The sequence below is a fragment of the Isoalcanivorax indicus genome (genome assembly GCF_003259185.1).
Classification (GTDB): Bacteria; Pseudomonadota; Gammaproteobacteria; order Pseudomonadales; family Alcanivoracaceae; genus Isoalcanivorax; species Isoalcanivorax indicus.
In genome coordinates this window covers 106,184-126,302 of record NZ_QGMP01000002.1, presented here as the reverse complement: position 1 = coordinate 126,302, position 20,119 = coordinate 106,184, and the positions used below count along the sequence as shown (strand labels likewise).

The window sequence follows — 20,119 nt, the reverse complement described above, 5'->3', positions numbered from 1 at the left end:
GCTGTGGCGCGGGATCAGGCGGCAGCGTCGCGGCTGACCAGACCTTCACGGGGCACGGCCTGGCGCAGCACTTCAATGGCTTTCGGTCGCGGGAAGCTGTCGCGCCACACCAGGGCGATGGTGCGGGTGGGTACGGGTCTGGCGAAGGGACGCACGACAAAGGTATCGTCGCGGTAGCCGTTATGCCGCAGGGCAGAATCCGGCAGCACGGTAATGCCCAGTCCGCCTGCCACCATGTGCCGCAGGGTCTCCAGTGAGCCGCCCTCGATCTGCACCAGGTTCTTCTGTTTTTCCGAGTCGATGGCCGGGCACAGTTCCAGTACCTGGTCGCGGAAGCAGTGGCCTTCGCCGAGCAGCAGCAGGGTTTCTTCCAGCATCTGTTCGGGGCGGATTTCCTTCTGCTTTTCCCAGGGGTGGCCAGCGGGCAGCAGCACGGAGAAGGACTCTTCATACATGTGGGCGCGCACCAGGCCGCCGCCGGAGAACGGCAGGGCCACGATGATGGCGTCCAGCTCGCCGCGCTCCAGCTTGCCGCGCAGCACGTGGGTGTAGTTTTCCTCGATGAACAGCGGCATGTCCGGCGCGGCCTTGCGCACCTTGGGCACCATCGCCGGGAACAGGTAGGGGGCGACGGTAAAGATAGCGCCAACGCGCAGGGGCGCGCCCAACTGGTCGCGCTGGTGATCGGCCATCTGTTCCAGCAGCTCGACTTGCTCCAGCACCCGCTGGGCCTGGGCGATGATCGGCTCGGCGTCGGGGGTGACGCGCACTTCCCGTGGGCGGCGTTCGAACAGGCTCAGGCCCAGATGCTCTTCCAGCTTGCGGATGGCGGCGCTCAGCGTAGGCTGGCTGACGTGGCAGGCGTCGGCGGCGCGGCCAAAGTGTTTTTCCCTGGCCAGGGCCACCAGATAGCGAAGTTCGGTCAGTGTCATGGCGGATTCCGTTGCCGTGGCTGATAATCGGTAATGACTATTGGTAATGTATCTTTAATAGCGGCAACAGGGCAATGTTATGGCACATATTCTCATCGCCGGGCTGGGCGATCTGGGGCGGCAACTGGCGGCATTGTTGCAGACCGACGGGCACCGTATCAGCGGTATTCGTCGGGGCAGTGAGGCGCCGTCCGGGGTGGATCTGTACGCGCAGGATCTCAGTCGTGACCCGGTCATGTTGCCGCCCGATCCGGTGGATCTGTTGTGTGTGATCATGACGCCCGCCGGGCGTGACGAGGCGGGCTACCGCCAGGCCTACATCACCAACCCGCTGCGTCTGCTTGATGCGCTGGCGGTGCAGCAGCCGTTGCCGCCGGTGCTGTTTGTTTCCAGCACGGCGGTGTATGGCGAGGAGCAGGGTTGGGTGGATGAGGACACGCCGCCCCGCCCTGTCCGCTTCAATGGCCGCTTGCTGCTGGCGGCGGAAGAAGAGCTGTCGGTGCGTACCCTGGCCACCAGCGTGCGCTTCACGGGGATCTATGGCCCGGGCCGGACGCGCCTGCTGACGCTGGCGCGGCGCGTGGCCGAAGGTGAGGAAGCACTGCCGGAAGCGCGTTACGGTAACCGCATTCACAGTGCGGACTGTGCGGGATTGCTGGCGCATCTGGCGCGCCGCTGGCTGGCCAACGATGCACCGCCGGGTGTGGTTATCGGCACGGACGAGGCGCCGGTGAGCAACCATGAGGTGCTGGCCTGGCTGGCGGCGCAGCAGGGGCTGTCGCTGCCGGTGCCGACGGATGCCGCCCCCGGGGGGCGCCGCGTGCGCAGCCAGTACCTGGCCGCGGGTCACTACCCGCTGCGCTACCCCGACTACAAGGCGGGCTACGCCGGCAGGCTGGGCTGAGCGCAGCCTGCCGGTGTTGTGGGTTATTCGAGAATCAGAATGCCGTCCATTTCCACCTGGGCGCCTTTGGGCAGCGAGGCGACGCCGATGGCGGCGCGGGCCGGGTAAGGCTCGTGGAAGTACTGCGCCATGATCTCGTTAACCAGTGCGAAGTGGCTCAGGTCGGTGAGGAAGATATTCAGTTTGACGATATTCTGCAGGGTGCCGCCGGCGGCGTCGCACACGGCGCTGAGGTTATCGAACACGCGCCGGATCTGGCTCGCCATGTCACCCTCCACCAGGTTCATGGTGGCCGGGTCCAGCGGAATCTGGCCGCTCAGGTAGACGGTGCTGCCGACCTTGATGGCCTGGGAATAGGTGCCGATGGCGGCGGGCGCCTTGTCGGTACTGATCACGGAACGGTTGGGCATGATGGGTCTCGGTGCGTGATAGCGGTTGCAAAGGGATGATGGTACTGCCTGGGTGGCGGCCCGTCACGGGCCGTGTCAGCCGGTCAGGCGGCTGATGCGAATGACGTTTTCCAGTTTTCGCAGGCGCTTGATCAGTCGTGCCAGATGAATCCGGTCGTGCACGGTGATGTTGGCATTGATTACGGTGACGGTGGCGTCTTTCTCGGCCATGGTAATGGTTTCGATATTCGAGCCCAGCTCAGAGAAGGTGGTGGCCAGGGTGGCCAGCACGCCCTTCTTGTTGACCAGCTCGACGCGCAGGCCCGCGGTAAAGTCCTGCGCCACTTCCTTGTCCCAGTAGAGTGCAATGCACTTTTCCGGATTGCTGCGCATTTCATTGAGCATGTTCTTGCAGGTATCGCGGTGAACCACAATGCCGCGGCCCGCACTCAGGTGGCCGATAACGGCGTCACCGGGCAGCGGGTGACAACATTTGGCGTAACTCACCAGCAGGCCTTCGGTGCCGCGAATCGCCAGCGGCTTGCGGTCCTGGTCGTTCTGTTCGTTCTCGCGCTCTTCGCCATCATCACGGCTTCCGGCGAGTTTGCGCGCGACCAGTGGCGCCAGGCGATTGCCCAGGCCGATATCTTCGAGCAGATCATCCAGCGCGGCATAGCCGTTGCTGGCCAGCTCTGAGACGACGCGTTCAATGGGCAGCTGGTTCATGGTCAGGCCGTAGCCAGCCAGGGATTTCTCCAGCAGGCGCTCGCCCAGGTGCACGGAATCCTCGCGGCGCTGGTGCTTGAGGAAGTGGCGAATATTGGAGCGCGCCTTGCCGCTGATGACGAAATTCAGCCAGGCCGGATTGGGGCTGGCATTGGGCGCGGTAATGATGCGCACGGTCTGACCCGATTCCAGCGGCGTGGACAGCGCCGCCAGCTTGCCGTCGATGCGCGCGGCCACGCAGGTATTGCCGACTTTGGTGTGCACGGCGTAGGCAAAATCCACGGGCGTGGCGCCCACCGGCAACTCCTTGATTTCGCCTTTGGGTGTGAACACATAGACCTCGTCGGGAAACAGGTCCACTTTCACGTTCTCGATGAATTCCATCGAGTTGCCCGCCTTTTGCTGCATTTCCAGCAAACGGCCCATCCAGGCCTGGGCGCGGGTGTGCGTGGGCGTGCTGCCGGTGGGGTCTTCCGCCTTGTACAGCCAGTGGGCGGCAATGCCGTTGTTGGCCATTGCTTCCATTTCTTCGGTACGAATCTGGATTTCCAGGGGAATGCCGCTGCGCGCTTTCAACGTGGTGTGCAGGCTCTGGTAGCCGTTCGCCTTGGGAATGGCGATGTAATCCTTGAAACGCCCGGGAATGGGTGTGAAGTAATTATGCACGGCACCCAGTACGCGGTAGCAGGTGTCCACCTTGTCGACAATGATGCGGAATCCGTACACATCCATGATTTCGTTGAGCGGCTTGTGCTGCTCTTTCATTTTCATGTAGATGCTGTACAGGTGTTTTTCGCGGCCGAGAATGCGCGCCTGGATGCCCTCTTCTTCCAGGCAGTGTTCGATGCTGGACTTGAGGGTGGAGAGAATTTCCTTGCGGTGCCCCCGGGCCGCCTTGACGGCCTTGGCAATCAGGTCGGCGCGCATCGGGTACATGGCATTGAAACCCAGATCCTCGTACTCGACGCGGATGTTGTACATGCCCAGCCGGTTGGCAATGGGCGCATAAATTTCCAGGGTTTCGGTGGCGATGCGTTTGCGCTTTTCTGACGGCATGGAGTGCAGGGTGCGCATGTTGTGCAGCCGATCAGCCAGCTTGACCAGAATCACGCGGATATCGCGGGTCATGGCCAGCATCATCTTGCGCAGGTTTTCGGCCTGCTGCTCGGCCTTCGATTCGAACTTGATCTGGGCGATTTTCGAAACGCCATCCACCAGCTCGGCCACTTCCGGGCTGAACAGATCCGCCAGTTGTTCCTTGCTCACGCCGGTGTCTTCGATCACATCATGCAGCATGGCGGCCATCAGGCTTTCATGGTCCATGTGCATGTCGGTGAGGATGTTGGCGACGGCCAGCGGGTGGGTAATGTAGGGGTCACCGGTACGGCGGTACTGGCCTTCGTGGGCGCGTTCGGCAAACTCGTAGGCGTGCACGACCTGGGCGATCTTGTCGTCGTCCAGATAGCTCTTGAGCCGTTTTACCAATGTGTTGATGGTGGCCAATAGGGCGCCCGCTGGTTGCCTGAATGTTACGCTCGGTGACACTTCAAGCCTAAGTCTGCGGCGCTGCTTTGTCTACGGCAGCTTCTTACAAAAGCACCGTGAGTGGTTGAAAAACCGGGGAAAACTGCTGCGCCGGGCCAGAGGGTGGCCCGGCGCGGAAGGATTACTCGCCGAACGAGTTGGTCAGCAGGGCCAGCTCGTCGATCTCGCCGCTGCGGTCCACGACTTCGTTGTCAACCGAATCGCGGGTAACAAAGCCTTCAGCGATCTCACGCAGGGCCACCACGGACGGCTTGTCGTTCTCCCAGGCGACACGGGGCTCTTTGCCGCCGGTCTGCAGCTGGCGGGCGCGCTTGCTGGCCACCAGGACCAGTTCAAAGCGGTTGTCGAGCTTTTCCAGGCAGTCTTCTACAGTAACGCGGGCCATGTCTTACCTCGTTCATGATGGGTCGGCGGCGAGCCGGGCATTCTACCCGTTTGCGTCCGCCTTGGACAACAATTCACCAAGGCGGGCGGCCTGGGCGCGTTGCTGGGCGCTGATGCGCAGCCGGTGACTGCGCAGGATGGCGGTCAGATCGGCCAGGGCGTGGTCGAAGTCGTCGTTCACCACCAGGTAGTCGAACTCGCCGTAATGGGCCATTTCCGCCTGGGCGCCCGCCAGGCGCCGGGCGATCACGTCGTCACCGTCCTGGCCACGGCCACGCAGGCGGCTTTCGAGCTCGGGCAGCGAGGGGGGCAAAATGAAGATGCTGGCGGCATCGGGCATCAGATGGCGCACCTGCTCGGCGCCCTGCCAGTCGATCTCCAGGATCACGTCTTCACCGCCGTTGAGGGTGGCATTCACCCAGTCGGCGGAGGTGCCGTAGAGGTTGCCGAACACCTCGGCGTGCTCCAGAAAGCGCCCCTCGCCCACCTTTTCCAGGAAGGTGTCGCGATCGGTGAAGTGGTAATTGACCCCGTCCTGCTCCCCGGGCCGGATCGGCCGGGTCGTGTGAGACACCGAGATGCGCACATCCGGCAGGGCATTCACCAGCGCGGCCACCAGGCTGGTCTTGCCGGCGCCGGAGGGCGCGGAAACGATGAACAGGGTGCCTCGGGCGGTGGCAGGAGTCATGGGCATGTCGGGTCCGTAACGGCTGGGGGCATGTGCCGGGGCATTATAGGCGGCTCACGCGGCGGCGTCACACCAACAGAAAACGGCGCCCGAGGGCGCCGTTCATGGGTACATGCGGCAGGGCTCGCGCCGATCAGAGATCGAAGCGGTCCAGGTTCATCACCTTGGTCCAGGCGGCGACAAAGTCGCTGACGAATTTCTCGTCAGCGTCGTTGCCCGCATACACCTCGGCGATGGCCCGCAGTTCACCGTTGGAGCCGAAGATCAGGTCCACCGGGGTGGCGGTCCACGTCTGCTCGCCGCTGCGGCGGTCACGGCCGATGAACAGACCTTCCTGTTCGCTGGAGCGCTCCCAGCGAGTGGACATGTCCAGCAGGTTGACGAAGAAGTCGTTGCTCAGGGTGCCGGGACGGTCGGTCAGGACACCGTGCTGCGAACCGTCGGCGTTGGCGCCCAGGGCGCGCATGCCACCCACCAGCACGGTCATTTCCGGCACCGTCAGGGTCAGCAGGTCAGCGCGATCCACCAGCATTTCCGTGGGTGAGCGGTAGCTGCGGCCGTCGAAGTAGTTGCGGAAGCCGTCCGCGCGGGGCTCCAGCGGCGCGAAAGATGCGGCGTCGGTCATTTCGGCAGTGGCGTCTGCCCGGCCCGGTGTGAAGGGCACTTCCACCTTATGGCCGGCGTCGGCGGCGGCTTTCTCGACGGCAGCGGCGCCGCCGAGCACGATCATGTCGGCGATGGACACCTGCTTGCGGCTGAAGCGGCGGTCATTAAAGTCCGCACGGATGCCCTCGAGCACTTCGAGTACGTGTGCCAGTTCATCCGGATTATTCACGGCCCACTCGTTCTGGGGCGCCAGGCGAATGCGCGCACCGTTGGCACCGCCGCGCAGGTCAGAACCACGGAAGGTGGAGGCCGACGCCCAGGCCACGCGTACCAGTTCCTGCACCGACAGGCCCGAGTCCAGAATCTGCGCCTTCAGGCGATTGGCATCGCGGCGACTGATCAGCGGATGGTCTACGGCCGGGATCGGGTCCTGCCAGATCAGATCTTCGTCGGGAAGGTCTGCGTTCACGTAGCGCGAGCGCGGGCCCATGTCGCGGTGGGTCAGCTTGAACCAGGCGCGGGCGAAGGCGTCCGCATACTCGTCCGGGTTTTCCTTGAAGCGCAGGGAAATTTCCCGGTAGATCGGATCTTCGCGCAGCGACAGGTCGGTGGTGAACATGATCGGCGCGTGGCGCTTGCTCGGGTCGTGCGCATCGGGCACCAGATTGGCAGCCTGCCCGTCCACCGGAATCCACTGGATGGCGCCCGCCGGGCTGCGGGTCTGCTCCCACTCGAAGCCGAACAGGTTATCCAGATACTGGGTGGTCCAGGCAATGGGGTTCACCGACCAGGCGCCTTCCAGACCGCTGGTGATGGTGTCGGCACCCTTGCCGGTGCCACAGCGGTTGACCCAGCCCAGTCCTTGCTCCTCGATGCCGGCTGCGGCCGGTTCCGGGCCAAGACAGTCGGCGGGGTTATGCGCGCCGTGGGCCTTGCCGAAGGTGTGGCCGCCGGCAATCAGGGCCACGGTTTCTTCGTCGTTCATGGCCATGCGACCGAAGGTTTCGCGGATGTCATGGGCCGCCGCGATCGGGTCCGGGTTGCCGTTGGGGCCTTCCGGGTTCACGTAGATCAGACCCATCTGCACAGCGGCCAGCGGGCCGGACAGCTCACGGTCGCCTTCGTAACGTTCATCATCAAGGAAGGCGGTTTCCGGACCCCAGTAGACCAGATCGGGCTCCCAGTCATCTTCGCGGCCGCCAGCAAAGCCATAGGTTCTGAAGCCCATGGATTCCAGCGCCACGTTGCCGGTGAGCACCATCAGATCTGCCCAGGACAGGCTGTTGCCATACTTCTGTTTGATCGGCCACAGCAGGCGGCGGGCGCGATCCAGATTGACGTTGTCGGGCCAGCTGTTGAGCGGATCGAAACGCTGCTGGCCACCGACGGCACCACCGCGACCGTCAGAGATACGATAGGTGCCGGCACTGTGCCAGGCCATGCGAATAAAAAAGGGGCCGTAGTGACCATAGTCGGCGGGCCACCAGTCCTGGGAGTCGGTCATCAGGGCTTTGATATCGGCCCTGACCTCATCCAGATCCAGCTTTGCGAACGCGTCAGCGTAATGGAAGTCCTGGCCCAGCGGGTTGGACTCGGCAGCATGCTGACGCAGCGGGCGCAGGTCGAGCATGTCAGGCCACCAGTACTGGCTGGACATTGAGCCGCGTGAGCCGTGATCAGCGCCGGTGACACCGGCAGGTTTGGACGCCAGCGCGGGCGACGAGGCCAGCGCGGCGACCGCAAGCAGCGATAAGGTTTTCTTGAACATCTCATAGGTCCCTGGTCGTTGAAGACCAGGAAAATATATTCACGCCATAGCGGAATGTTGCATTTTTATTACCTATGGATCAGATACGAAATCCTTATTCGATCTTCAGACTTTGCGGAAGAACAGCGCCGGGCTGATGCCGAAGCGCTGGCACAGCGCGTCAATGTGGTTGCGGGTGAGGCTGCGTTCGCCACGCAAGATGCGGGACACCAGTGATTTGGAGCCAATATCCGGCAGGTCGGCGACACCCAGGCCATGTTGCTCCATGAGCAGGCGCAGCGTACTGATGGCCGGGTCAAGGCCAGCTACTGCGGTGTTGAACTGCTCGAATTCCGGTGCGCTGTTTTCCCAGCGCTCGATGGCTGCCCCCAGCACTTCTATCAGCGGCTTCTGGGCATCGTAATCCTCAATCAGCTCGTCCATCAGTTCCAGCGCGGCGGCGTAGTCGCTGTCGCTGCTGATATGGCTGATGTAGCGCGCCTCGCGGAACAGCGCGGCCGCCATTTCCTTGATTGCTGCATGCGAAGTCATGTCAGTCACCCTGTTTCGCGTAGCGCTTGCACAGTGCGTCATATTCGCCATGTGGCACGATGTGTTTGACGTACATCCGGTTGTCGCGGAATTCGATAAAGGCGATCAGGCGAAGATTGTTGCCGCCGATATCGATAACCCACCACTTGTCCTTGTGCCGGAAGTTGTCCAGTGATGGAAACACTGCCCTCAGTGCTGCCGGTGTGTCGAACTCGCCGGTCCGAAGCACCCGGTACAGGCGCTGAAGTGCCTCGGCATCATTGGGGTGTCGTCGTGCCGCATCATTGAACGGCTTCCTGGATATGACATGCATATAACAATCCTTGTCGGCATGATCAGGAGGATAGCAGGAGTTGCCAAAATGTCAACTTTGTGGTGCCCTGGCTTCCCTGCCAGTCGTTTTATTCAATATTCTGGATCTGCTCACGCATCTGCTCAATCAGCACCTTCAGTTCCACCGCCGCTTGGGTGGTTTCCGTGTCGATGGACTTGGAGGCCAGGGTGTTGGCCTCGCGGTTGAGTTCCTGCATCAGGAAGTCCAGGCGACGGCCGACGTGGCCGCCCTGCTCCACCGCGCGGCGGACTTCAGTGACGTGAGCTTCAAGGCGGTCGAGTTCTTCGGCCACATCCATTTTTTGCGCCAGCAGGACCAGCTCCTGTTCCAGCCGATCAGGATCAGGGCTGGCGACCACATCTTCGACCCGCTTTTTCAGGCGCTGGCGCATGGCCTCCTGAATGCGTGGCAGGGCGGCGCGGGTGCGGGCCACTTGCACCAGGATGCCGTCCAGGCGCTCGGTAATCATGTCTGCCAGGGCGGCACCTTCCCGGGCGCGGGTTTCCACCAGGCTGGTCAGGGCCTCATCCAGCATCGCCAGGGCGGGTTGTATCAAGGTGCTGAAATCGGCCTCGCGGGTCTGCAGGACGCCGGGCATACGGATGACCTCGGTGGGGCTGACCGGGGCCGGATGCTTGATCAGGGCGCCGATCCGGTGCAGGGCGTCGCCCAGTTGGGTGACCAGCGCTTCGTCCAGGCTGATGGCCGCCTCGCCGGCTTCGGCCTGATAGCGCAGCCCCACCTCGATCTTGCCGCGATTCAGCCGCTTGCGGCACAGCTCGCGCACCGGGCCGTCGAGTTCGCGGAAGGCATCAGGCAGGCGCGGGGTGACCTCCAGGTAACGGTGGTTGACCGACTTGAGTTCCCAGACCAGCGTGGTGCGCTGTGCGTCGATATGCCGGTCGAGACGGGCAAAGGCGGTCATGCTCTGGATCATCGGGTCACGCTCCCTGTTCTGTGGTGGTCGGGGTGGATGGCAGGCTGCCAGTCTAGCGGGCGGGGCCGCCATCGGCCACGGGGATTGACCCGAGGCTGTGCTAGAATCGGCGGCTCATCGGCTTGCGGACCCCGCAGGCCACCGTTATGAAAGGTTTCAAGGAGTCATGATGCGCCCTTCTGGCCGTGCCCCGGATCAGCTACGCGAGATCCGTTTTACCCGTGAATTCACGCGCCACGCTGAAGGCAGCGTGCTGGTGGAGTTCGGCGATACCCGGGTGCTGTGCACCGCGTCGGTGGAAGACGGCGTGCCGCGTTTTCTCAAGGGCAAGGGTCAGGGCTGGATCACGGCCGAGTACGGCATGCTGCCGCGCTCGACCCACACCCGTAACCAGCGCGAGTCGGCGCGCGGCAAGCAAGGCGGACGGACGCTGGAAATCCAGCGGTTGATCGGTCGGTCGTTGCGTGCGGCCGTGGACATGAAAAAGCTGGGCGAGAACACCATCCTGATCGATTGCGACGTGCTGCAGGCCGACGGCGGCACGCGCACGGCGTCCATCTCCGGGGCCTGTGTGGCGCTGGTGGATGCGCTGACCTTCCTGCTCAACAACAAGCGTGTGAAGGAGGACCCGCTGGAGTGCCTGGTGGCGTCGGTGTCGGTGGGTCTGTACAAGGGCCAGCCGGTGCTGGATCTGGACTATATCGAGGACTCTGCCGCTGACACGGACATGAACGTGGTCATGACCCAGCATGGTGGCTTTGTCGAAGTGCAGGGCACGGCAGAAGCGGCACCCTTCACCTTCGACGAGCAGCAATCCATGCTGAAGCTGGCGGACGCGGGCATTCGCGATATCGTGCAGCGCCAGCAGGCGGCGCTGGGCTGGTAAGGGCGGAGTCGGCATGCAGGCATATCAGCAGCAGTTCATCGAATTTGCCCAGGCGCGCGGGGCGCTGAAATTCGGCGAGTTCACGCTCAAGTCAGGCCGGGTGAGCCCCTACTTTTTCAATGCCGGAACCTTTCACACGGGGGAGGCGCTGGCGCGGCTGGGGCGTTTCTATGCGGACGCCATCGTGGCCTCCGGGGTCGAGTACGACATGCTGTTCGGCCCGGCCTACAAGGGCATCCCCCTGGTGGCGGCGGTGGCCGTGGCGCTGGCGGAGCACCATGGCATCGACAAGCCCTGGGCCTTCAACCGCAAGGAAGCCAAGGATCATGGCGAAGGCGGTCTGATTGTCGGCGCCCCCCTTTCCGGGCGGGCGCTGGTGATTGATGATGTGATCACGGCGGGTACGGCCATTCGTGAAGTGGCGGCCCTGTTCGAGGGTTCCGAGGCGCGCATGGCCGGGGTGGTGGTGGCGCTGGATCGTCAGGAACGCGGCCAGGGGGACAAGTCCGCCATTCAGGAGGTGGAACACCGTCTCGGGGTGCCGGTCCACAGTATTGTCAGTATGGGCGATATCATCGCCTGGCTGGCAGCGCGCGACGATGCGCGGCTGGCAGCGATGCAGGCTTACCGCCAGCAGTATGGCGTGAACTGATACAGAATGATGATGTTATGAAAACGACCTTCGGGGTGTGGTTGGGAATTGTGTTGCTGGTGCTCGCGCCGGTATCGCTGGCGCGCAATCAGAAAGCGCCGGAGGCCGAGGCGTTACCCCCCGGTGCCATCTATCGCTACACCAACCCTCAGGGCAGTATGGTAATGACCCATACACTCCCTGAAGAGGGTCTGTATGCCGGTTACGAGATTGTCGATGCCCAGGGGCGGGTGATCCGCAAGGTGGAGCCCGCGCCGACGCCAGAGCAGCAGGCGGTGATGCGGGCGCAGCGTGAGCAGGCACTGGATGCCGAACGCCAGAGCCAGCGCGACCGGGAATTGCTGCGCATGTATGCGGCACCGGATGATGCCGAGCGCGCCCGCGACCGGCAGATTGCGGCGCTGCAGCTGAATATCGACTATGCCCGTGGCAACATCACCCAGACGCGCTCCCGGCTGGATCAGGAAATCAGCAATGCGGCGCGTATCGAGCGCAGCGGGCGCGAGGTGCCGGAGAACACCGCCGTGGTGATCGAGCGCTACACCCGCCAGATCAACGACCTGGAAGCAGAAATTGCCCAGCACGAAGCGGATATCGAGCAGGTGCGTGAGAATTTCGCTCCCATCATCGAGCGGCTGCGCCTGATTACTGGCGGCTGAGGGCCGTCGTTCAGGCCTCGCGAAAGATCACCGCAGCCAGCAGCGGCCACTGTTCACCCCATCCCTGCGTCGGCAATTGCCGGAATCCGGAACGCACGAACTGGGCAATACGGCCTTCCGCCACGGCCAGCAGCAGGTTGGCGGTGGCGGTGGGCGTGGTTTCGGTGCGCAGGCCCTGTTTGAACTCGGCGTCACGCAGCAGCTGCCGCAGCTGGCTTTCCACCCGCTCGAAGAACTGCTGGATACGCTGGCGCAGGCGCTCGTTCTCGCCGGTCAGGGCGTCGCCGGTCAGCATCCGGGTGATGCCGGGGTTGCGTTCGGTAAAGCCCAGCAGCAGGTCCATGATGCGCTTGACCTGGTCGAGGGCATCCGGCGTATCGCTGACAATCCGGTTGACGCTGGTAAAGATGGCGTCTTCGACAAAATTGATCAGCCCCTCGAACATCTTCGCCTTGCTGGGAAAATGCCGGTACAGCGCGGCTTCGGAGACCCCCACCTCCCGCGCCAGCCCGGCGGTGGTGATGCGCCCGCCCGGCTCGGCTTCCAGCATGTGTGCCAGTGCTTGCAGGATCTGCTCCTTGCGTGACACTTTCTGTTCGTTCATATCCCCTTCCCGTATCTACTTGCGGGTAATCAGTGTCCCGATCCCCTGATTGGTCAGAATTTCCAGCAACACCGCATGCGGCACGCGCCCGTCGATAATGTGCGCTGAATGAACGCCCCCCCGGACGGCCTCCAGCGCGCAGGCTATTTTCGGCAACATGCCGCCGTAAATGGTGCCATCGTCGATCAATGCCTGAACCTTCTCGGCGTTCAGGCCGGTCAGCGTGTTGCCGGACTTGTCCTGCAAGCCGCTGATGTTGGTCAGCAGGATCAGTTTCTCGGCCTGCAGGACTTCGGCCACCTTGCCGGCGACCAGGTCGGCGTTGATGTTATAGGAGATACCGTTCTCGTCCACGCCAATCGGTGCGATGACCGGAATGAAGTCGCTGCCGGAGACCATGTTCAGGACCCGGACATCAATGCCCTGCACTTCCCCGACGTGGCCGATATCAATGATCTCCGGGGCTTTCAGCGCCGGGTCGTCGGTCTTGCCGTGCAGTACCATCTTGCGCGCCAGGATCAGTTCGCCATCCTTGCCGGTCAGGCCAATGGCCCGGCCGCCATTGCGGTGGATCAGGTTGACGATTTCCTTGTTCACCAGCCCGCCGAGCACCATCTGCACCACGTCCATGGTCTCGCTGTCGGTGACGCGCATACCCTGAACGAAGGTGGATTCCTTGCCCAGTCGTTTCAGCAGGTCACCGATCTGCGGCCCGCCGCCATGCACGATCACCGGGTGCATGCCCACGGCTTTCATCAGCACGATATCGCGGGCGAACGAGTTCTTCAGGTCCTCGTTCTCCATGGCATTGCCGCCGTACTTGATGACCACGGTGGCGCCGGAAAAGCGCTGGATATAGGGCAGCGCCTCGATGAGGATGCGTGCTGTTTCGCTGGCCCGGTTCTGGTCCATGTTGTCTCCGTCGTGTTCGATGCTAGAAAGGCAGTTTCAGTTTCGGTTCGATATCCTGCAATGTCTTGCGGAACAGCGCCACGATACGATGCAGGGCGGCCTTGTCGCGTCCTTCGAAGCGGGCGGTCAGCGCTGGCGTGGTATTGGAGGCGCGCACCAGGCCCCAGCCATCCTCGAAGTCCACCCGCAGGCCGTCCAGGGTGCTGACACTGCCGTCGGCGAAGTCAGCCTGCCGGGCCACCAGCCTCTCGATCAGGGCGAACTTGCTTTGCTCACTGGCCGGGATCAGCAACTCGGGGGTGGTCATGCCGGTCTTCAGACGGGCAAATACACTGTCGGCGTCGCCGGATTCCAGCGCCAGGATTTCCAGCAGGCGGGCAGCGGCGTAGAGGCCATCATCCATCCCGTTCCAGCGGTCGGCGAAGAACATGTGGCCGCTCATCTCGCCGGCCAGCGCAGCGCCGGTCTCGCGCAGTTTGGCTTTCATCAGGGCATGGCCGGATTTCCACATCAGTGGCCGGCCGCCCATGCGGCTGATCAGCTTGGCCAGTTCGCGGCTGCATTTTACATCAAAGATGATGTCCGCCCCCGGTGAACGGGACAGCAGGTCGCGGGCGTACAGCATCAGCAGACGGTCCGGCCAGATAATCTGCCCGCTCGGGGTGATCACCCCCAGGCGGTCGCCGTCACCGTCGAAGGCAATGCCGATATCGGCGCCGTGCTGCTTCACCGCCTGGATCAGGGCGTGCAGATTTTCCGGGCGGCTCGGGTCGGGGTGATGGTTCGGGAAGTGGCCGTCCACCTCGGCAAACAGGGGCATCACCTCGCAACCCAGCTCACGGAACAGTTGCGGGGCAATCATGCCGGTAATGCCGTTGCCGCAGTCGATCACGACCTTCAGGGGGCGGGCCAGCACGATATCTTCGCTGAGGGCGCGCAGGTACCGCTCGCGGATATCGCGGCTGTCTGCCCTGCCCTGCCCCTCGCTCAGGCGCTGTTCGGTGATGCGCTGATGCAGGCCGCGGATGCGATCGCCACTGAGGGTTTCGCCGCCGATCACCACCTTGACGCCGTTGTAGGCCGAGGGGTTGTGGCTGCCGGTGACCATGACCCCGGACTGCACATCCATCACGGCGGTGCCGTAATAGAGGATCGGTGTGGGAATGGCGCCCAGGTCGATCACGTCACGGCCGCTGGCCAGCAGCCCCCGGGTCAGTGCCTGGGTCAACTCCTCCGACGAGGTGCGCCCGTCGCGGGCCACCAGCAGGGTCTGTTGACCCGCATCGCCCGCTTCGCTGCCGATCGCGCGACCGATCAGCTCCATGATTTCGGCGTTCAGGGTCTTGCCGACGATGCCGCGGATGTCGTACTCGCGGAAGATTTCCTCCGGCACCTGGGGGGCGCTTGGCGCGGCCGGTGCGCTGTCGCGAATCAGGAGGCCGACGTCCTCTTCCACCAGGATATCCAGGAAGGCGTCCTCCGGCGCCGGTGCGCGGGCCCGGGGGCTGGCTGCGGGGGCGCTGGCGGCGCGCTGGGCCAGACTGCTGGCAGCGTCGCCGAGGGCGCTGAAGGTGAAGCCCTTGCTGCTGCCGCTGACCAGACGGTGTGCATCGGCAGCAATGTGGCTGCCGATCTGGCGCAGCGTCAGGACCAACAGGGCCAGCAGCACCAACAGTATGCTGCCAGCGCCGATCAGGAACAGGTCGCGCGAGTCGTTCAGTGGCGCGGGTTCGCCCCGATAGGTCAGGGTCAGTTCGGCGGCGGCCGTGGCGCTGGCAATGGTCTCGCCGCGAGGCTGGCCGATGCTTACCAGGGTGGTGTTGTTGCCCTGCTGGCGAATCTCGATGCCCCCGCCGGGCAGGGACATGCGGCGCAGCTGGCTCACCAGCGGCTCCAGGGATTGCTCCACCAGCACGATGCCGCGCCCGTCTTCGCTACCCCGTGCCGCGACCAGGCGCAGCGGGCTTCCAGGGATCAGCACGGCCCCGGGGGCCTGCCCGGTGCGCGCCTGCTGGACCAGGTCTCGGGCGGAAAAGGACAGCGCCGCGCGCGGGATCCGCTCGTCCGTGGGCACCAGCGTAATGGTGAAATCCGGTAATTGCTGGCTCAGCCGCAGGGCGGCAGTGTCCGGGTCGCCGTCAAAGCCCTGGCGCACGGCGCTGCTGCGGGCCAGCACCTCCAGCTGCGCCTCGGTGGCGGCCACTTTCTGGTTGATCAGGGCGACTGGCTGCTGCAACAGGGTGTTGGCCAGTTCCACCGCGCGCTGCTGTTGGGCCGGGCCATACAGCAGCCAGCCGCTGAACGCCGTCAGTGCGCCCACGGCCAGTGCCGCCACGACACAGGTGGCGATGATGAAACGGTTCATGCCGCCGGTCTGCGGTGCCGCAGACGATGCCTTCTTGTTGTGCTTCTCTGGCTTTTTCTTCTCTCGCTTTGCCATGGTCATTCCCCCAGTACCAAACCCTGCGCCACGAAGCGGGCCCTGTTGTCAGCGCCCCGTGTGCCCGAAGCCGCCGCTGCCACGCTTGCTGGCATCGAAATCCTCCACCTGTTCCAGGGCCACTTGCATGACCGGCACGATGACCAATTGAGCCATGCGTTCCCCGGGTGCCAGCGTGAAGGTGTCGTGACCGCGGTTCCAGCACGAGACCATCAGTTCCCCCTGGTAATCGGAGTCGATCAGCCCGACCAGGTTGCCCAGCACGATGCCGTGCTTGTGACCCAGCCCCGAGCGCGGCAGGATCAGGCCCGCATAGCCGGGGTCGGCGATATGGATGGCCAACCCGGTGGGAATCAGCACCGTCTGGCCTGGTTCGATCACCTGCGGGGCGTCGAGCATGGCGCGCAGGTCGAGTCCGGCGGAGCCATCGGTGGCATACGCAGGCAGCGGAAAGTCGTTGCCGAGTTTCGGGTTCAGGATCTTGTACTGCAATTTCATGGTGATGTCCCGGTGCTGAGGCGTCTAACGCTTGTAACGGATGGCGACCAGCTCGACCAGTTGCTTGGCAATCTGCCGTTTGGCCGCCAGTGGCAGCACTTTATGGCCGCCCGGCCAGATCACGGTGAGCGCGTTGTTATCGCTGTTGAAGCCGACGTTTTCGCCGGAGACGTCGTTGGTGGCGATCATGTCGAGCTTCTTGTTATCCAGCTTGGCCCGGGCATAGGCCACCACATCGCGGGTTTCGGCGGCGAAGCCGACGGTGAACGGGCGCCGCTCATGGGCCGACACCGCCGCGACGATATCCGGGTTCTTCACCAGGGTCAGGTGGATCTCTTCGGTGGATTTCTTGATCTTGTGATCGGCGGTGACGGTCGGCCGGTAATCGGCGACAGCGGCCGTGGCAATGAAGATATCGCAGCCGCCGTCCACCGCACTCAGGCAGGCGTCATACATGTCCTGGGCGCGCACCACATCAATGCGCTTGACCCGCGTGGGGGTCGGCAGGTTGACCGGGCCGCTGATGAGCGTAACCCGGGCGCCCGCTTCGGCAGCGGCTTCGGCAATGGCGAAACCCATCTTGCCGCTGCTCTGGTTGGTGATATAGCGCACCGGGTCGATGGCTTCGCGGGTTGGCCCGGCATTGATGACCACATGCAGCCCGGTGAGCAGGTCGTGGTCGAACACCTCGGCGGCCATCTGCACGATCTCGGACGGCTCGAGCATGCGCCCGGGGCCGACTTCGCCGCAGGCCTGGCTGCCCGCGCCGGGACCGAACACGCGCACGCCCTTCTCCTGCAGGATCAGCAGGTTCTTCTGGGTGGCGGTGTCGGCCCACATCTGCTGGTTCATGGCCGGGGCCAGGGCGATGGGCGCCCCGGTGGCCAGGCACAGGGTGGTGAGCAGGTCGTTGCCATGGCCGTGGGCCATACGGGCCATGAAGTTGGCCGAGGCCGGGGCGATCAGCACCAGATCGGCCCAGCGGGCCAGCTCAATGTGGCCCATCGCGGCTTCGGCACGGGGGTCCAGCAGGTCGGTGTGCACCGGGTGGCCAGAGAGTGCCTGCATGGTCAGCGGGGTGATGAACTCGCAGGCGCCGGCGGTCATGACCACGCGCACTTCGGAGCCGGCATCCTGCAGTCGACGCACCAGGTCCGCGCTCTTGTAGGCGGCAATACCCCCGGTGACGCCCAGCAGGATGCGTTTGTTGACCAGTCGTTCCATAGTGCCTATTGTCTCCGAAGCGGTGTCACGGAAGGCGCCAAGCGTAGCATTGATGGCCGATGGAGTAACGGCCCTCCTGCCCTGTCGGCTTTCCTGACCTGATCCCTGATTCCGGACACATGGAGCGTGTCATGCCTATCAATGAATGGCCGGTGGACCAGCGTCCACGGGAAAAACTGCTGCACCGCGGCGCAGCCAGTCTCGACGATGCCGAGCTGCTGGCGATCTTTCTCGGCTCTGGCTTGCCGGGGCGCAGTGCGGTGGCGGTGGCCCGCGCGGCCCTGCGTGACAGTGGCGGCCTGCGCGCGCTGCTGGAGCTGTCCCCCGGAGAGCTGGGGCGCCTGGCAGGCTTCGGGGTGGCCCGGCGCGCCGCGTTGCAGGCTGCGCTGGAGCTGGGCAGACGTTATCTGGGCGAGCCCCTGCAGCGCGCCGACGCCATGCAGAGCCCGGGGGCGGTGGCCCGCTATCTGATGGCGCAGATGCGGCATCACCGGCATGAAGTCTTCGTCGGCCTCTTCCTGGACACGAAAAACCGGCTCATCGCCTGCGACGAGTTGTTTCACGGCACCATCAATGCGGCAGCGGTCTACCCCCGCGAGGTGTTGCGCCGGGCCATGCATCACAATGCGGCGGCGGTGGTCTTTGCCCACAACCACCCGTCCGGCGAGCCCACGCCCAGCGAGGCAGACCGGCGCATCACGGCCCAGTTGATCGAGGTGCTGGGGCTGGTGGATATCCGTGTGCTGGATCATGTGGTGATTGGTGACGGCCGCTGGGTGTCGATGCGTGAGCACGACTGGCCGGGTGGACAGGTCTGAGGGGGATTTTCGAGGTCCGGCGAGTGTCTTCCTTGCTTCGCTGGCCCTGCTCTGGTATAAATCGCCGCCTTATTCCGGAGCGGGGCCTGTCCGAGTGCCGTTCCGCGTACACGATTCTCTGGAGCACGATCATGTCCAAGGTTTGCCAGGTTACCGGTAAGCGTCCTGTTACGGGTAACAACGTATCGCACGCCAACAACAAGACGAAGCGTCGTTTCGAGCCGAATCTGCACTACCACCGCTTCTGGGTGGCCAGTGAGAACCGCTTCGTACGTCTGCGCGTGTCAGCCAAGGGCATGCGTATCATTGATAAAGTCGGTATCGACAAGGTTCTGGCGGACGTTCGCGCCAGCGGCCAGAAAGTCTGAGGAGGCCCTGAGTCATGGCGGGTAAAGCAGTTCGCGAGAAGATCAAGCTGGTATCCAGTGCAGGCACTGGGCACTTCTATACCACCACCAAGAACAAGCGGAATCATCCCGAGAAAATCGAGACCCGCAAGTACGATCCGGTGGTGCGCAAGCATGTGGCCTACAAGGAAGCCAAGATCAAGTAAGACCTTACTTGCTCCGGCATTCCAGAAAACCCGGCTTTGGTCGGGTTTTTTTGTGCCTGTCGCGCGCCTCAGGCCTTTGAGTGAACGCTCGTGCTCCCTTGCGAATATGCGGTTGACAGTATCGGGGAAGGCGGTAACGTCGAAGACGAAGGAAATGCTGGTTTGCCGAATTGGCATAGGGCGTCAAGAAAGCATGACGAAGTAGACACACAATCAATACTGTGAGTCCCGTCACGTTTCTTTACACTAATCCCGATTGGTAGTACAAATGGCTTAACAGTGCATAGGTAAAAGGAGTTAGGCATATGATCAAGCAGTGCATGAACAGGCAGCGGATGGCCGGTAGTGACAAGACTGAGCGCACTGGAATCAGGCAGGCATCGGAGCGCGGTGCCAGTGCCATCGAATACGTAATGATTATCGCGGTGATTGTGCTGGCGGTTGTCATCGCTTTTAACACGACAAACCTCGGGCCGTGGATAACTGAGACGTTCCAGGAGCTTACGGGTGAACTGGAAGGCGGCGGGGGCGGTTGACGCCCTTGGGGCGTCCTGTCTGTCGACCTGGTTGGTGTCCCCGGAAAGGGAGGTGGGCTATGTCTTGGCATAGTCGGCAAGATGGGGCGGTGGCCATTGAGTTTGTGCTGCTCTTTCCTGTGTTCATTCTGGTCATGTTGGGGGCGCTGTATTTTGCATTCGCCTTCAACACGCAGCGGTCGCTGGTGTTCGTCGCCCAGTCGGGCGCCGATGCGGCGCTCCGGGTCGATCGCAGCCAGTTTGACTTGTCCGGTGAGGCAGGTCGGAGCGCATATCTTACCCGCATGCGGGACGAGGCTTGCGATGTCATGCGACCATTGCTGGCGCGTCAGTCGCGCACCGTGGTCGGTTCTCTGGAAGGCATGGATTGCCCCGGTTCGGAAGGGGTAAACAGCATCAGCATTGAGCCAGCGGATGACGGCGCTCCGGTCATATTGATCGCCATAGAGGTCGAGCCCGCCTGGCGGCCACCGCTGGTCAGCCAGTTTATCACGACCATCTCCGGGTCAGCTTCTGTACCGTTCTAGCAGAAAAAAAAGGTGTACCTGTCCAGTGTGGATGTCGGCAGGTCTGATATAAACAGGGATGAGCCA

23 protein-coding genes are annotated in these 20,119 nt (G+C 63.4%); 9 read left to right on the top strand and 14 right to left on the bottom strand.

The window, feature by feature from the left end; genetic code table 11:
• Positions 1-14 precede the first annotated feature (14 nt).
• Entirely contained in the window at positions 15-932 is a 918-nt protein-coding gene (locus DKW65_RS12485) for a LysR substrate-binding domain-containing protein (protein WP_111657748.1), read from the bottom strand.
• Positions 933-1,011: 79 nt separating this feature from the next.
• Between DKW65_RS12485 and DKW65_RS12480 the strand changes: the two genes are divergently transcribed.
• Complete coding sequence (locus DKW65_RS12480) at positions 1,012-1,836, top strand: NAD-dependent epimerase/dehydratase family protein (RefSeq protein WP_111657747.1); 825 nt, start codon at positions 1,012-1,014, stop codon at positions 1,834-1,836.
• A gap of 23 nt (positions 1,837-1,859) precedes the next feature.
• Here DKW65_RS12480 and DKW65_RS12475 read toward each other — a convergent pair whose 3' ends face one another.
• The 8 genes from DKW65_RS12475 to DKW65_RS12440 all read right to left on the bottom strand — a co-directional run bounded on the left by DKW65_RS12475 (position 1,860) and on the right by DKW65_RS12440 (position 9,744).
• Entirely contained in the window at positions 1,860-2,246 is a 387-nt protein-coding gene (locus DKW65_RS12475; protein ID WP_111657746.1) for a RidA family protein, read from the bottom strand.
• A 75-nt stretch (positions 2,247-2,321) separates the two neighbouring features.
• Entirely contained in the window at positions 2,322-4,454 is a 2,133-nt protein-coding gene (spoT, locus tag DKW65_RS12470) for a bifunctional GTP diphosphokinase/guanosine-3',5'-bis pyrophosphate 3'-pyrophosphohydrolase (protein WP_111657745.1), read from the bottom strand.
• A gap of 163 nt (positions 4,455-4,617) precedes the next feature.
• Positions 4,618-4,881, bottom strand: coding sequence for a DNA-directed RNA polymerase subunit omega (rpoZ, locus tag DKW65_RS12465; protein ID WP_111657744.1), 264 nt, complete (start codon positions 4,879-4,881; stop codon positions 4,618-4,620).
• A gap of 42 nt (positions 4,882-4,923) precedes the next feature.
• Positions 4,924-5,568 (bottom strand): guanylate kinase, encoded by a 645-nt coding sequence (gmk, locus tag DKW65_RS12460; RefSeq protein ID WP_111657935.1) that lies wholly within the window; start codon positions 5,566-5,568, stop codon positions 4,924-4,926.
• Positions 5,569-5,701: 133 nt separating this feature from the next.
• The gene (katG, locus tag DKW65_RS12455; protein WP_111657743.1) at positions 5,702-7,942 is read right to left on the bottom strand and encodes a catalase/peroxidase HPI; all 2,241 of its coding nucleotides are present in this window, start codon (positions 7,940-7,942) and stop codon (positions 5,702-5,704) included.
• A 105-nt stretch (positions 7,943-8,047) separates the two neighbouring features.
• Positions 8,048-8,473 (bottom strand): helix-turn-helix domain-containing protein, encoded by a 426-nt coding sequence (locus DKW65_RS12450; protein WP_111657742.1) that lies wholly within the window; start codon positions 8,471-8,473, stop codon positions 8,048-8,050.
• Between the two features lies 1 nt (position 8,474).
• A complete protein-coding gene (locus DKW65_RS12445) occupies positions 8,475-8,786 on the bottom strand; it encodes a type II toxin-antitoxin system HigB family toxin (RefSeq protein ID WP_111657741.1) in 312 nt (103 codons plus the stop codon).
• Positions 8,787-8,874: 88 nt separating this feature from the next.
• Complete coding sequence (locus DKW65_RS12440) at positions 8,875-9,744, bottom strand: YicC/YloC family endoribonuclease (protein ID WP_111657740.1); 870 nt, start codon at positions 9,742-9,744, stop codon at positions 8,875-8,877.
• Positions 9,745-9,913: 169 nt separating this feature from the next.
• Between DKW65_RS12440 and rph the strand changes: the two genes are divergently transcribed.
• From rph to DKW65_RS12425, 3 genes are read left to right on the top strand one after another with little or no spacing between them, the layout of a single operon-like run.
• A complete protein-coding gene (gene rph / locus DKW65_RS12435; protein ID WP_111657739.1) occupies positions 9,914-10,630 on the top strand; it encodes a ribonuclease PH in 717 nt (238 codons plus the stop codon).
• A gap of 13 nt (positions 10,631-10,643) precedes the next feature.
• A complete protein-coding gene (gene pyrE, locus DKW65_RS12430; protein WP_111657738.1) occupies positions 10,644-11,282 on the top strand; it encodes an orotate phosphoribosyltransferase in 639 nt (212 codons plus the stop codon).
• A gap of 17 nt (positions 11,283-11,299) precedes the next feature.
• Positions 11,300-11,941, top strand: coding sequence for a hypothetical protein (locus tag DKW65_RS12425; RefSeq protein ID WP_111657737.1), 642 nt, complete (start codon positions 11,300-11,302; stop codon positions 11,939-11,941).
• Between the two features lie 10 nt (positions 11,942-11,951).
• On the opposite strand, the gene slmA is transcribed toward DKW65_RS12425, so the two are convergent.
• The 5 genes from slmA to coaBC are packed head-to-tail and all read right to left on the bottom strand — an operon-like array spanning position 11,952 to position 17,619.
• Entirely contained in the window at positions 11,952-12,545 is a 594-nt protein-coding gene (slmA, locus tag DKW65_RS12420; RefSeq protein ID WP_111657736.1) for a nucleoid occlusion factor SlmA, read from the bottom strand.
• Between the two features lie 15 nt (positions 12,546-12,560).
• Complete coding sequence (gene argB, locus DKW65_RS12415; RefSeq protein ID WP_111657735.1) at positions 12,561-13,457, bottom strand: acetylglutamate kinase; 897 nt, start codon at positions 13,455-13,457, stop codon at positions 12,561-12,563.
• Between the two features lie 22 nt (positions 13,458-13,479).
• Positions 13,480-15,897, bottom strand: a complete 2,418-nt coding sequence (locus DKW65_RS12410; protein ID WP_245932510.1) for a phosphomannomutase/phosphoglucomutase — start codon at positions 15,895-15,897, stop codon at positions 13,480-13,482.
• Between the two features lie 48 nt (positions 15,898-15,945).
• The gene (dut, locus tag DKW65_RS12405; RefSeq protein ID WP_111657734.1) at positions 15,946-16,395 is read right to left on the bottom strand and encodes a dUTP diphosphatase; all 450 of its coding nucleotides are present in this window, start codon (positions 16,393-16,395) and stop codon (positions 15,946-15,948) included.
• A 24-nt stretch (positions 16,396-16,419) separates the two neighbouring features.
• A complete protein-coding gene (gene coaBC / locus DKW65_RS12400) occupies positions 16,420-17,619 on the bottom strand; it encodes a bifunctional phosphopantothenoylcysteine decarboxylase/phosphopantothenate--cysteine ligase CoaBC (RefSeq protein WP_111657733.1) in 1,200 nt (399 codons plus the stop codon).
• Positions 17,620-17,750: 131 nt separating this feature from the next.
• On the opposite strand from coaBC, the gene radC reads away from it, so the two are divergent.
• The 5 genes from radC to DKW65_RS12375 all read left to right on the top strand — a co-directional run bounded on the left by radC (position 17,751) and on the right by DKW65_RS12375 (position 20,053).
• Positions 17,751-18,437 (top strand): RadC family protein, encoded by a 687-nt coding sequence (gene radC, locus DKW65_RS12395; protein WP_111657934.1) that lies wholly within the window; start codon positions 17,751-17,753, stop codon positions 18,435-18,437.
• Positions 18,438-18,568: 131 nt separating this feature from the next.
• Positions 18,569-18,805 carry a 50S ribosomal protein L28 gene (gene rpmB / locus DKW65_RS12390; protein WP_111657732.1) on the top strand — a complete coding sequence of 79 codons (237 nt, stop codon included), beginning with the start codon at positions 18,569-18,571 and terminating at the stop codon, positions 18,803-18,805.
• Between the two features lie 14 nt (positions 18,806-18,819).
• Positions 18,820-18,990 carry a 50S ribosomal protein L33 gene (gene rpmG / locus DKW65_RS12385; RefSeq protein ID WP_111657731.1) on the top strand — a complete coding sequence of 57 codons (171 nt, stop codon included), beginning with the start codon at positions 18,820-18,822 and terminating at the stop codon, positions 18,988-18,990.
• 305 nt (positions 18,991-19,295) lie between these two features.
• Positions 19,296-19,526, top strand: a complete 231-nt coding sequence (locus DKW65_RS12380) for a Flp family type IVb pilin (RefSeq protein WP_111657730.1) — start codon at positions 19,296-19,298, stop codon at positions 19,524-19,526.
• 89 nt (positions 19,527-19,615) lie between these two features.
• Entirely contained in the window at positions 19,616-20,053 is a 438-nt protein-coding gene (locus DKW65_RS12375; RefSeq protein WP_162925856.1) for a TadE family protein, read from the top strand.
• Positions 20,054-20,119: the final 66 nt, after the last annotated feature.